The organism is Shimazuella sp. NTD250, assembly GCF_059510375.1.
The window spans coordinates 71975-87080 of sequence record NZ_JCAJZS010000005.1 but is presented as its reverse complement, the minus strand read 5'-3'; the positions used below and the strand labels follow the sequence as shown (position 1 = coordinate 87080).

At 37.5% G+C, this 15106-nt stretch carries 16 protein-coding genes; 8 read left to right on the top strand and 8 right to left on the bottom strand.

Annotated elements, in window-relative coordinates:
- Window positions 1-8: 8 nt before the first annotated feature.
- Window positions 9-971 carry a helix-turn-helix transcriptional regulator gene (locus AC5WOF_RS13790; RefSeq protein ID WP_496050523.1) on the bottom strand — a complete coding sequence of 321 codons (963 nt, stop codon included), beginning with the start codon at window positions 969-971 and terminating at the stop codon, window positions 9-11.
- A 137-nt stretch (window positions 972-1108) separates the two neighbouring features.
- Here AC5WOF_RS13790 and AC5WOF_RS13785 point away from each other — a divergent pair, with 137 nt between their 5' ends.
- Both AC5WOF_RS13785 and ku read left to right on the top strand, forming a co-directional pair.
- Window positions 1109-2485, top strand: a complete 1377-nt coding sequence (locus AC5WOF_RS13785; protein ID WP_496050522.1) for a tetratricopeptide repeat protein — start codon at window positions 1109-1111, stop codon at window positions 2483-2485.
- Window positions 2486-2498: 13 nt separating this feature from the next.
- Complete coding sequence (gene ku / locus AC5WOF_RS13780) at window positions 2499-3302, top strand: non-homologous end joining protein Ku (RefSeq protein ID WP_496050521.1); 804 nt, start codon at window positions 2499-2501, stop codon at window positions 3300-3302.
- 70 nt (window positions 3303-3372) lie between these two features.
- Here ku and AC5WOF_RS13775 read toward each other — a convergent pair whose 3' ends face one another.
- Together AC5WOF_RS13775 and AC5WOF_RS13770 are read right to left on the bottom strand one after the other, a co-directional pair.
- Window positions 3373-3894, bottom strand: a complete 522-nt coding sequence (locus AC5WOF_RS13775) for a Pycsar system effector family protein (RefSeq protein ID WP_496050520.1) — start codon at window positions 3892-3894, stop codon at window positions 3373-3375.
- Between the two features lie 220 nt (window positions 3895-4114).
- The gene (locus tag AC5WOF_RS13770; RefSeq protein ID WP_496050519.1) at window positions 4115-4447 is read right to left on the bottom strand and encodes a hypothetical protein; all 333 of its coding nucleotides are present in this window, start codon (window positions 4445-4447) and stop codon (window positions 4115-4117) included.
- A 105-nt stretch (window positions 4448-4552) separates the two neighbouring features.
- Here AC5WOF_RS13770 and AC5WOF_RS13765 point away from each other — a divergent pair, with 105 nt between their 5' ends.
- Window positions 4553-4957 (top strand): GNAT family N-acetyltransferase, encoded by a 405-nt coding sequence (locus tag AC5WOF_RS13765; RefSeq protein WP_496050518.1) that lies wholly within the window; start codon window positions 4553-4555, stop codon window positions 4955-4957.
- 38 nt (window positions 4958-4995) lie between these two features.
- Here the strand turns inward: AC5WOF_RS13765 and AC5WOF_RS13760 are convergent, their stop codons facing one another.
- The gene (locus AC5WOF_RS13760; RefSeq protein ID WP_496050517.1) at window positions 4996-5193 is read right to left on the bottom strand and encodes a CDGSH iron-sulfur domain-containing protein; all 198 of its coding nucleotides are present in this window, start codon (window positions 5191-5193) and stop codon (window positions 4996-4998) included.
- A 27-nt stretch (window positions 5194-5220) separates the two neighbouring features.
- A complete protein-coding gene (locus AC5WOF_RS13755) occupies window positions 5221-5991 on the bottom strand; it encodes an alpha/beta fold hydrolase (protein ID WP_496050516.1) in 771 nt (256 codons plus the stop codon).
- Window positions 5992-6270: 279 nt separating this feature from the next.
- Between AC5WOF_RS13755 and trxB the strand changes: the two genes are divergently transcribed.
- From trxB to AC5WOF_RS13735, 4 genes are all read left to right on the top strand, one after another.
- Entirely contained in the window at window positions 6271-7215 is a 945-nt protein-coding gene (gene trxB / locus AC5WOF_RS13750) for a thioredoxin-disulfide reductase (RefSeq protein ID WP_496050515.1), read from the top strand.
- Window positions 7216-7460: 245 nt separating this feature from the next.
- On the top strand, window positions 7461-9665 hold the full coding sequence (locus tag AC5WOF_RS13745) for a ribonucleoside-diphosphate reductase subunit alpha (RefSeq protein WP_496050514.1): 2205 nt from the start codon (window positions 7461-7463) through the stop codon (window positions 9663-9665).
- A gap of 16 nt (window positions 9666-9681) precedes the next feature.
- Window positions 9682-10716 carry a ribonucleotide-diphosphate reductase subunit beta gene (locus tag AC5WOF_RS13740; protein WP_496050513.1) on the top strand — a complete coding sequence of 345 codons (1035 nt, stop codon included), beginning with the start codon at window positions 9682-9684 and terminating at the stop codon, window positions 10714-10716.
- A gap of 122 nt (window positions 10717-10838) precedes the next feature.
- Window positions 10839-11213 (top strand): group I truncated hemoglobin, encoded by a 375-nt coding sequence (locus tag AC5WOF_RS13735; RefSeq protein ID WP_496050512.1) that lies wholly within the window; start codon window positions 10839-10841, stop codon window positions 11211-11213.
- A gap of 42 nt (window positions 11214-11255) precedes the next feature.
- On the opposite strand, the gene AC5WOF_RS13730 is transcribed toward AC5WOF_RS13735, so the two are convergent.
- Entirely contained in the window at window positions 11256-11429 is a 174-nt protein-coding gene (locus AC5WOF_RS13730) for a hypothetical protein (protein ID WP_496050511.1), read from the bottom strand.
- Window positions 11430-11690: 261 nt separating this feature from the next.
- Here AC5WOF_RS13730 and AC5WOF_RS13725 point away from each other — a divergent pair, with 261 nt between their 5' ends.
- Window positions 11691-11882, top strand: coding sequence for a hypothetical protein (locus AC5WOF_RS13725; RefSeq protein ID WP_496050510.1), 192 nt, complete (start codon window positions 11691-11693; stop codon window positions 11880-11882).
- Window positions 11883-12255: 373 nt separating this feature from the next.
- On the opposite strand, the gene AC5WOF_RS13720 is transcribed toward AC5WOF_RS13725, so the two are convergent.
- Both AC5WOF_RS13720 and AC5WOF_RS13715 read right to left on the bottom strand, forming a co-directional pair.
- A complete protein-coding gene (locus AC5WOF_RS13720; protein WP_496050509.1) occupies window positions 12256-13431 on the bottom strand; it encodes a Ger(x)C family spore germination protein in 1176 nt (391 codons plus the stop codon).
- Between the two features lie 16 nt (window positions 13432-13447).
- The gene (locus AC5WOF_RS13715) at window positions 13448-14962 is read right to left on the bottom strand and encodes a spore germination protein (RefSeq protein ID WP_496050508.1); all 1515 of its coding nucleotides are present in this window, start codon (window positions 14960-14962) and stop codon (window positions 13448-13450) included.
- Window positions 14963-15106: the final 144 nt, after the last annotated feature.

Sequence of the window (15106 nt, the reverse complement as noted above, 5' to 3'; positions counted from 1 at the left end):
CATTACTCCTAATCCTGTTGATAGTGTTTGGTTAATTTTTGAGCGAGTACGACTAATGATTTTTTTAAAGAAACAGGTTCTATTACTTTTATAGAAGTTCCATAGGTGAATAAAAAATCAGGAATATACGTTTCCAAACTTTCTCGTTCTACTAAAAATTGAATTTCTGTTTCAGTTTGATGGACGAAATAATATTGCAGTTGCCAATGATGGCGCAGGTACGCAATGGCTTCTTTTTTTCCATGAATTGTCAATGGTACAAAATTTCCTTGATTTTGTTTAGGGGCAAGCCAACTTAAAAAAAAATCCGCTGCCACAAAGTTTGCTGGACGGTTAAAAGTGGATGGTTCTATTTCTAAGTTTGCTATCCTATCTAATCGAAAGGTTCTATTTTCGCCACGTAAGTGACAATAACCAACCAAATACCATTTTCGGTTCCAATGGATGATACCATAAGGGTCTATTTGTCTATTTTCAAGAGAATTAGATCCTGTCTTTTGATAATGGAGTGTTAGCTTGTTGGAAGACGCAATTGCTTCTTCTATCGTACGCAATAATTGATCATCTATCTTCATGATAGCTGAAGTTACGACATCAAATCCACGAGTATAATTAGATAATTCTTTTTGTTGGTCTTCGCTCATTTGATATTTAATTTTTTGAAGTGCGTTTTCTAGTGAGCCTTCATACGGATAGCCAGCTTGTTTGGCGAATAGGGAAGCGTAATATAGGGCTTTTCGCTCGTCTGTATCAAAAAACAAAGGAGTTTCTATAAACTTGTTAAATAATCGATACCCACCTTCATGCCCAGATTCTGCAATGATGGGGACTCCGCTAGCACATAAAGAATCAATATAACGATAAATAGTACGTACACTTGTTTCTAGGCGTTCAGCGAGCTCAGATGCAGTCATTCGATGTCTGGAAATCAATAACCACAGAATTGCTAGCATGTTATCTGCTTTTGCCATCATATTCCCTCGTTCTATGTGTCTACTTTCCGTAAGTATACATAACATTCATACTCCCTACAACAAACAAGCAGCATACATTTCTTCATAAAGGAGATACTTTCTTATAATCAGTAGTTTGTACGGGAGGGTAAGTAATGATTTATGAAAGTTGGCTTCAAGAAATGGAAGATCAGATTGACGAAATAAAGAAAAAATATCCTCATTCTTCTTCTGACGACAAATGTAAATGGCGGAAACGTTTTTCTGAGTTAAAACAGGCTTCTCATTTGTTATTGGAAACATGGGCAAAAATAGAAGATAAAATGGCAGCGATTACAGCTGAACATCCTGAATTATCTGGTGAAGAAGAGATAGAGTTAGAAGAGGAATTTTGGTTAGATGAGTCTGTTGTTCGGCAATTCCGACAGGGGCAAGGCTATTATGGTTTAACGATGTTTCAAGAAGCAGAAGGCTTTTTTTCAGAAGTGGTAGAGGAAGAACCTGATTTTCTGCTAGGTCGTGTATATTTAGGATTAAGTCAATTTCATCGAAAAGAATGGGAAATGGCATTACAGCATTTTCAATTGGTTTCAGCTACAGCTACGCAGGCAGCTTTCTCGGCATTTTCTCATCATATGATCGGATGTATTCGTGTAAAACAAGGGAATGAAACGGCTGCGATCCGCTCCTTTCAACAAGCAATTGAACAGGATAAAGAAAATGTCGATGCATGGTTTAATTTAGGTGCTGCATATTTTCGTTTGAAACTATATTCGGATGCAATCCCTGCTTTTTATCATTGTTTAGCGTTAAATGAGCATGATTGGGAATCGATGTATTATTTATCTAGTTGTTATCGCCATTATGGAGAATGGAAGAGCGTGACTTATTGGAGATTAGCCTCTTTAGAGAAAACGAACCATCCTTTAGTAATGTTATCTTTAGCTCATGATTATGAAGAAATGGATCAAGCTGATCAAGCTATCATCTGGTATCGAAAATTATTGGCTCATTCAGAGCATAAACGTGCAGCATATCACGGATTGAGTTGGAATTATTGGACCATGAAAAAGAAGACAGAAGCGGAGTTATGGGTAAAAAAAGGTTTAACTCTATATCCGAATGATCCTGATTTACTCTTTACTTTTATGTGGATCAAACTTGCCGAAGGTAATACAGAGCGAGCTGAAAAAGCTTACGAGATGTTACCGGATGAAGTGAAAACAGAACCCATTTGGCAAGCGATGAAAATGCGTATTTCCACTAAATCAGGTAGGCATGAAGAAGTGCAGGAGATGGCACAATCGTTAATTGATCAGGAGAAACCGATGGTTCAGGCGATGGGATATTATCATCAAGGAAGATCGATGCTAGAAATTGGCCAAATTCCTCAAGCGATGGAGCATTTTCAGTTGGCGAGACAAAGGGCAGCAAAGTGGCAAGAACCATTATTTTACGAAGGGGTTTGTCATTTGCTAGAGGGCAGGCCAGAGCAAACATTAGCATGCTGGGAACAGCTCAATATAACATAAGGAATGATCAAAAATGCATACGATGTGGAAAGGTTCTATCAGTTTTGGTCTTGTCAATATTCCTGTGAAAATGTACGCTGCTACGGAAGAGAAGCCTGTGCGATTTCGATCGCTGCATAAAGAATGTCAAACTCCTATCAAAATGGAGCGCACTTGTCCAAAATGTAAAAAAGAAGTCCCTTGGTCTGAAGTGGTCAAAGGCTATGAATACCAAGAAGATCGATTTGTGGTAATGGAAAAAGAGGAGTTAGAAAAATTATTACCTGATCAAGGGAAAACGATAGAAATATTAGATTTTGTCGACCTCAAAGAAATAGATCCGATTTATTATCAAAAAACATATTACCTAGGTGCGCAAGATGCAAAAAGTAAAGCGTATGCTCTGCTGAGAAAAGCATTACAAGATTCACAGAAGATAGCTATTGCCCAAATAACGATCCGCTCCAAACAAACATTAGCTGTTGTTCGGGTCTATGGGGATTGTTTGGTCATGGAAACTATTTTTTATCCAGATGAAGTCCGTGATGTTGGGTTAGTCCCTGATGTTCCACAAGATTTACAGCTCAATGAAAAAGAAGTTTTGATGGCGAATCAGTTAATTGAACAATTGACTACTGAGTTCGATCCGAGTAAGTACCAAGATGAATATCGCCTTGCATTAGAAGAAGTTATTGAGAAGAAAATCCAAGGGGAGGAGATAGTAGAAGTCAAAGAAGTACGGGATGAAAAAGTGGTGGATCTGATGGAAGCATTAAAAGCTAGCTTAGAAGCAGCAAAAAAGAAGCCATCTGATGAGGGACAGCGAGCGAGTTCCTAATAAAAAGCAGGCGCCGCATACCGATGAGATCGATACGCGGCGGCCCTCTGACAGCATCGGGGGAGGTGGCTCACACGAGGGCGGTCCACCAAATCACGATGGCTACTGCCAGAACGGACATTCCGATCCAGCCGATCCGGATGCTGATCCTGATCCACTTGTTCTTGGTCGGGAAGACATGCGTCGTGAGGTAGAGGCACTCATTCAGCAGGTTGTCGTACTTGTTTTCGAGGTGCGAAGTCGTGTTCTTCGCGAGCATCTGCTTGCTGAGGTCTTCCTTGGAGATCTTGTTGGACATCCCCTTCGTTCGCGGGTCAACCGCGATCTGGGTGGCTACAACAGCCACCATCATGATCAAGGCAGATGCAAGCAGCAATCCCTTCATCAGGTTCGAAAGGCTGTCGGGAGAGCTGCCGACCAGAGTCGCAACAGCGATAGCGACGGTACCGCCTACGGTACCCAGGAAGTTTGCCTTCGAATCTGCTGCGCGGATGTTTTCCAGTTCCTTCTGGACGGCCTTCTGCACGTTCTCGATCGACTCCTGCATCTGCTGGAGGTTCAGGCTGGAGAAGTCGACGTTCCGATCAGTCATGATTGTCTCCGAGAGAGTCCGTCACCCATGCTGTCAAAGGGTGATTACAAATACCATATTCATTATAATGAATTCAGAACCAAATATCAAAATAAATTATTAATTTACAATATTTCCTTATTTTTGGTTCGTTGGATTTTTTATTTTCAAGTGGATTGAGACGTTTTGCTTGGATACATATAATGAAACCAGACCAATCAATATAAATTGGTCTGGTTTCTTATTCTCCTTGATCATCTACGATGACTTTTCCTTTTTTGGAATTCCAATAACGCAAATAAGTGTGATCCCCAGTCGGACTTCGTTTTATTTCTTTTCCTTTTTGGTCATACCAAACTTCGATTGCTTCGTAATCCTCAACAATGTAATCTCCTTGTTTTGTAGTCTTCACCTTCTCGGATAGGATTTCACTTCTAGTTGTAGGTGTGTTTACTTCTGCTATCGAAGGTACATCACTTTCTATGTGGACTGCATTTCTTTCCCATAAGAAAAGGATTAAAACAAGATTTACAAAAACAAAAGTACCAATAAGAGAAACTTTTATATGTTTCATACCATTCCTCCTTTTATGAATGATAAGATGGCAGATTTTGTGCTCTGTTCGAATCATGTGGATATCGTCTACACTAAATATGATTATGTGCAGAGGAGGTTAGACATGTCCGGTTATCAATTACTTCGTCAATTGGAAGAAGAACAAATTCCCCAGTTACATGAACTATATACTCGTCAATGGTGGACAAGCGAGCGGACTCTAGCAGATATAAAAAAGATGCTTGCTTCTAGTGATTTGCTATTTGCATATTGGGATAAGCAAGTGGATAAATTAGCAGCATTTGCAAGAGTGCTGACCGATCATGTCTACCGTGCTATCATTTTTGATGTGATAGTGGATGAAGATTTGCGAGGCTCTGGAGTAGGAAAGAAATTAATGAATAATATTATAGATGAAACTTCTCATATTGAGCGGGTAGAACTGTATTGTAAAGAGGACAAAGTAGCTTTTTATGAGAAGTTAGGATTTGCGACTTTACCAACCACTTTGTTAATGCGCAAAGGATGAAAAAAACACCTTTTCATAAAGGTGTTTTTTTGTATGTACTATTTTGCCCTGACAACGCTTTCGAAATTTCCTTTGTGACTACCATCGCAAAATGGTTTATTGTCAGACAAACCGCATCGACAAAGGGAAATAGCTGGTTTCGTTTCAAATTCATTCCCTTGTGCATCTACTAATTCAAAATCTCCTTGTATTAACAAAGATCCATTGTCACGAACGGTGATTTTTGCTTTACTCATCTTTTACCTCCTATATCTGTTCCTTTATTATGCATGATGGTGGATAAAATTAGCAATAGATGCATTCACTGTTTTCGCTGCTTTTGTAGGAAGTTGATGGGTAACATTTTCTATCATTTCGAGTGTATGATCTGACAGTTTTTCTTGGAGCGATTGCTTGTCTGCTTGAAAATTTTTATCTTTTCCACCGTATAAAAGAAGAGAAGGCTGTTCAATATTTGAAAGTTTTCCACTGTAATCAAAGGAAAGGCTATAGTGGTAGTATTCTTGTATTCGATTAGGATTTCCTTTTATCGCTTCATAATATAACCTTTGATAGGTAGGTATACAGTCAGAATTACTATTGCATATGGCTTTAGCTAATATTGAAAGGGTTGCCTTATTAGAAAGAATTGCAGCCAATTGAATAATGCTTTTTAGATAAAAGCCTGATGGCTTTACCATTGCACTGATCAAGATTCCACCACAAAACCGGTTACTATGTGTATGCATTGCTTCCAGTGCGATAGAACCACCTGTAGAATAACCTGCTATATATGCTTGTTCGATTTGCAAAGTATCCAATAATCCCACCATATCTTCGATAATTAGGGGGTATGTAAGATTTTTACTACCAGAAGAACTTTTGCCATGTCCACGAATATCAAAGGTGATAATTTTGAACTGTTCCCCTAGTTCTAGCTGCTGATAGTAAAAATTAGAACTGGATAACAAAGGAGGATGAATGAAAATAATCGGTACTCCATTTCCAATTACTTCGTAATATAAATTGGTATTGTTTACTTCAAGTGTAGGCATTTTGAAAACTCCTAGTTGGATATTATGCAATATTATTTTATCGTTTTTCTTCTCGACTTATCCCTTTGTTAGGTCATGAAGTGTTAATAGGAAAAGATTTTATCCGAACTTTGGATGATGCTCTTGTTCAATTAGTTGATAATCTTACAGGCTTCGAAACAGATTACTGGAGGAATTGTGGAAATTACTTAAAAAGTAGGGCTGGTTTACTACCTATAAAATAGGGTATAAATGTGGAGTGGAAATTTTTTATTTTTCGTCTAGGAGGATAATCATCTTATGTATAAAGCAATCGTTTTGGGTACCGGACCAGCAGGACTTACAGCAGCAATTTATCTAGCACGTGCTAATTTAGAACCATTGGTAATTGAAGGTCCTGAGCCAGGTGGCCAACTTACAACCACTACAGAGGTAGAAAATTTTCCTGGTTTCCCAGAAGGTATTATGGGTCCAGAACTTATGGAAAATATGAGAAAACAAGCAGAACGCTTTGGAGCAACTTTTCGTCGAGGCTGGGTCAAAAAAGTAGAATTATCGGAGAGGCCTTTTACCTTATTTCTAGGTGAAGAAAAAATCCAAACAGAGTCCTTGATTCTCTCTACTGGCGCAACAGCGAAATTGCTTGGTATTCCAGGAGAGCGTGAAAACATTGGGCTTGGTGTAAGTACTTGTGCAACTTGTGATGGATTTTTCTTCCGTGGGAAAAAGATTATTGTCGTAGGTGGCGGTGATTCGGCAATGGAAGAAGCGAACTTCTTAACTCGTTTTGCATCAGAAGTTCATATTGTCCATCGCCGGGAAGAATTGCGTGCATCCAAAATTATGCAAGATCGTGCTCGGGCAAATGAGAAAATAACTTGGGGCATAAATAAAACTCCTCTTGAAGTTGTTCGTAACAAAAACGGGGTAACAGGACTAAAAGTAAAAAACAATGAAACTGGCCAAGAAGAGCTAATAGAGACCGAAGGTATTTTTGTAGCTATCGGACATAAGCCTAACACGGAGTTTTTGGATGGACAAATCAAATTAGATGAATTGGGATATATAGACGTGAAAGCTGGTACCACTGAAACCAATATTCCAGGGGTATTTGCATGTGGTGATGTGCAAGATCATGTCTACCGCCAAGCAATTACCGCTGCTGGAACAGGGTGTATGGCAGCTTTAGATTGCGAAAGGTTTTTAGAAGGTAGTGCGGTTCATGACTGGAGCAAATCCCTTTAAGTGAAAAAGAAAGCCTACTCTCTTGTGTGAGAAGTAGGCTTTCTTTTATATATGTAGAAACTTATGTTCTGTGTTTTCGTCAACTATTAAAAAAAGATGAACAAAAGAGATTGAGTTACATATTAAACGGTAAATCTGATTTTGCACACAAAAAGAGATTTTTCTCGTTCAATTTTCGTCTTTCCACAAGATATGGTATGAGTTATACTCTAATAGCAACTATATATAGATCGGACGTGAACGAGATGATTGAGGCTAGAGACCAAGTTACATATGAAGAGCAAGTTCGGGCAGCATGTGCAGATTTTCCTCATTTGTCGATGGAGGAGTTAATCGAGGAAGCGAGACTCCAATTATTGAATAAAAAATCAAATGATGAGATGCTTGCTGTTTTGACACAAGTAGCAGTGGAAAAAACAAGTGTAGATGAACCAGATTGGCAGTTTGTAGCAGCTCGTCTTTTTCATTATCAATTGTACAAACAGGCTGCAGCAAACCGAAATTATATGGAAACAAGCTCTTATGGCGATTTTTATTCTTTGTTACATACCTTAACAAATAGTGGGTTATATGGCACTTATTTATTGGATACTTATACAAAAGCAGAAATCGAAGAATTAGGGCGCTCGATTTTCCCAGAGAAAGATAAATTATTTAACTATATTGGTATTAAGGTGTTAGCTGATCGGTACTTGGTTCGGACATTTGGCAGTCAAGTAATGGAGTTACCACAAGAGAGATTTATGGTCATTGCCATGCATTTGGCTTTGAAAGAAGCAGATCGGGTGCGCTGGGCAAAAGCATTTTATGAAGTTCTTTCCAATTTAGAGCTAACAGTAGCAACTCCAACATTAGCTAATGCTGGAAAGCCTCTACATCAACTATCTTCTTGTTTTATTGATACAGTGGACGATTCTCTATGGTCCATCTACCAAACAAACTCATCTACTGCCCAAGTATCCAAGTACGGTGGTGGAGTTGGAATTTATCTCGGTAAAGTGCGTTCCAAAGGTTCTAAAATTCGTGGACACAAAGGTGCATCAGGTGGAGTGGTGCCATGGATTCGAAACTACAACAATACTGCGGTAGCAGTAGATCAATTAGGTGTTCGACGTGGTGCATTTGCCATTTATTTAGATGTTTGGCATGCGGATATTTTTGATTTTCTAAATTTAAAAACGAACAATGGAGATGACCGTTTAAAAGCACATGATATCTTTCCAGGTGTCTGTATTCCAGATTTATTTATGGAAAAGGTGAGAACAAGAGAGAATTGGTACTTATTAGATCCACATGAAGTTCGGGAAGTAATGGGCTTTTCCATAGAAGATTATTTCGGGAAAGAGTGGGAAGATCGTTATTTGGCATGTGTGGAGCATCCAGGGATTGAAAAGATTGAAATTCCTGCAATTGATATCATGAAGCGTGTGATGGTTAGTGCCTTTGAAACAGGAACTCCTTTTCTCTTTTTCCGTGATACGGTTAATAAAGCAAATCCAAATAAGCATCAAGGTATGATCTATTCATCTAATTTATGTACAGAAATTTGCCAAAACATGGCACCTACTGAATTAGTAAGTGAAGAGTTAGAAGATGGAGTAATTATTACAAAGCAGAAACCTGGTGACTTTGTAGTATGTAATCTTTCCTCCATAAACTTGGGTAAGGTTCGTACATATGAAGATATTGCCCGAGTAGTTCCTGTTCAAATGAGAATGTTGGATAATGTCATTGATTTGAATATGTATCCTGTTAAACAAGCAGAACGTACTAATAAAAAATATCGGGCTGTTGGACTCGGAACAAGTGGATACCATCAATATCTTGCTCAACATCAGATCGTATGGGAATCGGAAGAACATCTAGAAGAAGCGGACAAATTATTTGAAGAGCTGGCATATCAAGCCATTCGTTCTTCTATGGAGATAGCAAAAGAAAAAGGAAGTTATCCTGTATTCGAGGGTAGTGAGTGGGAAACAGGAGAGTACTTTGAACGTCGTAACTATACAAGTAAACGTTGGCAAGAATTAGAAAATGAAATTAAAGAAAATGGCATGCGAAATGCTTGGGTTTTTGCAGTGGCACCTACTGGCTCCACTTCACTTATCGCAGGTTCGACCGCTGGGATTGATCCGGTATATGCTAAGTATTTTGTAGAAGAAAAACGTGGTGCTTCTATTCCCCAGACAGCACCGAATCTATCTCCAAGCACCACTTGGTATTACAAAGAAGCACATAAAATCAATCAGTGGTACAGCATACAAGCAGCTGGAAAGAGACAAAAGCATATTGACCAATCTCAATCATTTAACCTATATATCACTCCAGAAACTAATGCAAAAGAATTTTTAGAGTTGTATATCACTGCATGGGAAGCAGGATTAAAAACAGTCTACTATGTTCGAAACCAATCTGTTGAAATTGAAGAATGTGTAAGTTGTTCGTCATAAGAGAGGGAGCATAAAAATGGAAAAACTAAATCGAAAAAAAATATTTAATGAATCAGGCCAACGTGGCACACAGCGCTTGATCAATGGTAATACAACGAATCTTAGGGAATGGAATCGCATCAAATATGATTGGGCACATAAGTTATATCGTACCATGCTAAACAACTTTTGGATTCCAGAAGAAATCCCTTTAGCAAGTGATGCTAAAGAATTTCAACAATTAACAGGAGCAGAAAGACACGCTTTTGATAAGACGATTTCATTTCTTAATTTTTTGGATTCCATTCAAGGAGAAAACTTGCCGAACATCAATGAGTATGTAACTGCACCAGAAGTTTCGTCTTTATTGAATATTCAAGCTTTTCAAGAGGAGATACATGCCCAATCATACAGTTATATTTTGGATAGTGTCTGTTCTCCTGAAACCCGTGAAAATATTTACGATGAGTGGCGCAATGATGAACACTTATTAGAACGTAACCGATTTATTGCCGATTTGTACGAGCAATTCGTTCACCAGAAAGATGATAAACAATTTATTCGTACCTGTATGGCTAACTTCCTTTTAGAGTCTTTGTATTTTTATAGTGGATTTTCCTTCTTCTATGCACTAGCACGTCAGGGTAGAATGACTGCAACTGCAACAATCATCAAATATATCCAAAGGGATGAGCTAACCCATGTTGTTCTTTTTCAAAACATGATTAAAGAGTTGCAAAATGAAAATCCAGATTTATTTGATGACAACTTTAAAGAAGAACTAAGGGAAATGACTCGAACAGCAGTGGAACACGAGATTAAATGGGGTCAATATATTACAGCAAATCAAATAGCTGGTTTAAACAATGAGACAATTGAGAAATATATTAAATTCCTGTCTAACGAAAGATTAGGTCGGTTAGGTCTTCCAATCTTATATCCAGAAATCACTGCACATCCGATGCGCTGGGTAGAGAGTTTCTCTAACTTAAATGCAACCAAAACAGATTTCTTTGAACAAAAAGTGACCAATTATACAAAAGCGAGTTCTTTAGATTTTAATGATCTGTAAGAGCTAAAAAAGAAACGGATACCGCTTTATCCGTTTCTTTTTTTGTAGGCCAGTAGTATAATTGTATTGTTTTCATAAATATTTATTTCTAACTGTATTTCAAGTCTCTGGAGGGAAGTTTATTGCAACCCTTAAGCAATTTTGCATCTACTCTATATGATAAGTATGGGGTTCAAACGATAACTGCGATAGTGAATGATTGTTACAATCGAATATTGAGTGACTCGGAACTCGCGTCTTATTTTGTAGGCGTAGATATGAATGTTTTACGGAAACACCAAGTATTGTTTATGTCTTACATACTAGGTTCAAAAAGATCATATAATGGTGCGAATTTAAAATCTGCCCATACTAACTTAGGTGTAACCGAAGATCATTTTAATCGATTTATTCAGCATTTAGATGATTCTTGCAGATATTTTAACCTTGATCTTGAGGATCGTGCAGCTTTTGTTGCTCGTATGCGAACTCTGAAATATTTTATTGTACATCAATAAAAAATGCAATTCTCCGAAAAGGAGAATTGCATTTTTTTACTGTCAAAACGTATATGCATAATAAAACCAAACAGCTGCAACCGCAATAGCAAGTTGATACAGGAATTCAATCCAATCAGAAAATGTTTTTAACCCATTTTGAACATCAAGAACAGCATGATAAACAGCATGAATAAAGATGACAATTAGAGAAAGTTGTAATAAGAGCAATGGCATTGTCATTCACCTCCTAAGGCAATTTATTCAATTTACAGATGAATTATGAGTAATGGGAAACAAAATACTCCCATTATAAAATATGAAATATTCTACAAAAGTGATCGGGCATAAGAAAAAGAGAAATCATATAAAGAATAAGAAAGATAAAATTCGTTTTAAAATGTGTTTGATGGAACAAAAAAAGTTGCTCATTATGATAAAATGGCTATTAAGGTTTTGAGGAGTATGAGATTTCACAGGGAAGGACAGGTGTTATCAATGGCTGATAGAATGGACGATAAAAAGTTCTTTGACTTATTAGACTATGAAGGTAAAGATGAAGAACAAATGATACGAAAACTAGAAAAGTTGCTCAATAGTGATCGGCCGGAACTAAATCCATATCGGCCTGAATTTGAACAGAGACTAGCAGAACTCAAAGAAAAAAAGAAAGCCCAAAAGAGTGAATAAAGGATTTTAGTTGAATGCAAAGTGAGGGAAATAAATCCCTTGCTTTTTTATGTATCAAAAGCAAAAAATTCAAATGTTAATAAGGGGTAATACCAGTGAACGTGTCATTACCCGCAAAGTAGATTCCATTTATTTTAATTTTTAGAAATATGTGTTCTTTTGTTTTTTTTCCTTTTGTAGGAGGATGATGATCTGTTTTCTTCGTTCCATTATTCATTCATTTGAAGAAAGGTTTTTTGCATCTGCCTATTCCAAACTGAGTATACCGAGTATCAATTGCATGAATCATTTGATTCATTTATGGACAGTAACAACTGAAGACGGGGATCAGATCCAAGCCCACACCTGTGTATTCGGTGAGGGCTATGGACGCTTACTCTTCGTTAGAAGTAAGTGGAGCAGACATTGCCCCGATCCGTTGCAGATGTATTTTTATATCTATAGCAAAATCTACGTGATTTTGGTAAATATTTTTCCATCTAGACTCTAGTTCTTCCCATTTTTTTGGATTGTATATTTCCAAGCGATTTCCTAATTGGAGTACATCGGCCTGAAGTCTTTGACTTTTCTTTAAAGCTTTAAATAGCTCATTCGATAATTTTTTTTTGATTTGGTTTTCTATTCTTGAGAAATCTGGTTCTTTTAAATCCTGCAAATCAATATCTCCTGATACAATTTCAGCCTCGGCAGCCAAGTTGAAGTGGTAATGAATTCGATTTTTTTGCAAAATTGGACGAACTGAACTTTTAAATTTTCTTAATCCAATATTAATAAACTTATTCTCTTCCCCTACTGAAACCACTAAAACGGGTGCCGTAATTTTCTCTCTAAGCCTATTGCTAACCCATGCAAGCAGTTTCACCTGTGTTTCATTGATTGTTCCCACCATTTTGTTAGAAGAAAACAGGGCGCCCCCTTGTATTCCTGTCCATTTACTTAACTGTTTTTCTTCACTTACTAAAGGTGTTTTACTCAAAGAGAGATAAGTAGTAGTGGCTCCTTGGTTTTGAATAGTACCGATTAGAAAATCCCTTATCGTCGATGTGAAAGTCATATTCAGTCTCGCTACATTACTAAGTACTTCTGAAGGGGTGTTTTCATACACAGGGGCCATACTGATCACATCCTTAGCTTTTCCTGAGGCCACAAAAATAGGAGTTTTGATAAAAAAGGAAGGGTCTCGGGCAACCCAATCAAACAAAGGAGATACTCCATTGTTTTCTGCATATTTTTTTCCAATCACAATAACTTTCGTATGACCCCAAGTAAGGGATCTGCTAAGATCTATTTGAATTTTATCGATTGCTTCTGGGATAGTTTTAGCCGATTTAGTAACAGATGAATAGGATTTTCCCTGATTGCTTGTTGATTGAATTGTGGAACCTAGTCTATTCGGGAGAAGCGAACTTATGGTGATTTCCACTTGGTTAGGTGATTCGGATTGATCGATAAAAATTCCTGTGACAAATGTACGATTATTGAGTTCTTGACCCCATCCACAACCTGACAAAAAAAATGTAAATAAAACTAAAACTATTACAATGGTCATTTTTCTTACTCTCATTTTATGGTCGCTGCCTCTGTTTATTATCTGTATAAAATTGATTTCCGTGTCTCATTTTCTTCCATGAAGATCGTATTAATGTATCCTTCATTCCTTGCCAATCAAAGGGGCCAAAAGGTTTCATATAGGGAATCTCAAAAGAGCTAAGGTTAACTAAATGACCCAAGAGTAGAAGTATACCAAGTACGATTCCAAATAACCCCAAGAATCCTCCTAATAGTAAAATGGGAAAACGGAGCAAGCGAAAGACTAGGCCTAATTCATAATGAGGAATAATGTAAGATGCAACCCCCGTGATGGAAACAATGATTACGACTGGAGAAGAAACGATTCCGGACTGCACAGCGGTTTGGCCAATTACGATTGCCCCAAGAATTGATATCGTTTGACCAATTGGTTTCGGGACACGACTGCCAGCTTCACGTAAGCCCTCAAAAGTAATTTCCATGATCAATGTTTCCAATAATGTAGGGAATGGAATCGCTTCCCTCGCAGATGCGATTGTAGTAAGCAGATCTGGAGGTATCATTTCAGGGTGAAATGTAACAATGGCTACATAAACAGAAGGCGTCAAAAACGAAACAGTGACAAACAGGAAACGTATCCATCTAATCCATGTGGCTATAATATAGTGTTGATGATAATCTTCAGCAGCTTGCAGCAAGGAGGCAAAAGTAACTGGAACAATCATCGAAATGGGAACACCATCTACAAGCATAGAAATTCTTCCTTCCAGCAATGCAGCTACAATGGTGTCGGGACGTTCGGAATATTGAATCTCTGGGAAAGGGGAATAAGAAGTGTTTTTTAAAAATTCTGCTAAGTAACCTACCCCTAATACACCTTGGATTTGAATCTGATTTAATTTATTTTCTACTTGTTCTAAGAGATCCTGTTGGCATAAGCCTTCTATGTAGAGAATACAAATGGATGTTTTGGTAAATTCGCCTATAATATGATTTTTTACTTTAAAATTAGGATGCTTCAATCGAGATCGAAGCAATGATAGATTGGAATCTAAATCTTCGATCAAGGCGTCCTGTGGCCCTTCTACTACCAACTCAGTTTTTGACTCAGTAATAGCCCTTTTTTTATAATCTTTTATTGGAAAGAGAAAAACAAAATCGAGTTTTTCAAAGAATAGTGCTACATTACCTTCTAAAATAGCAGCGATTACTTTATCTGGATCATCCATAATTTCTAACTGAAGAGGAAAAATAGATCCATTTCTAATTTGGGTAATTAGTGAGTACATGTCTTGATTGGTCTGTACTTGATTTACAAGAGGCGTCAAGATAGACTCTTTCAAGACTTTCCCATCAATGATCGTATCAAAATAAACAAGTGTACAATGTAATTCATCTGTTATTTGAATTCTATGGTAATTAATGTCAGAACAAAAGTTTAATTTTATGCGTATATACTCAAGTAAAGGGGTATTTGGAGGATGATCATTTGGTTTTTCTGATCCATCATTCTTAATGGATGGATGATTGTTTTTAAATGACCATTTCAAAATAACACAGCTCCTTTACAATAGTATTTAATGGGTAGCTTATGGATATAGAGGTCACAATATACGTAAGCGCCAAACTCTCCCCACCTCTGAAAACCAAACCACCATGAGAAAATCTTTCTAGCAGCAAAATGGAGGGAGTTT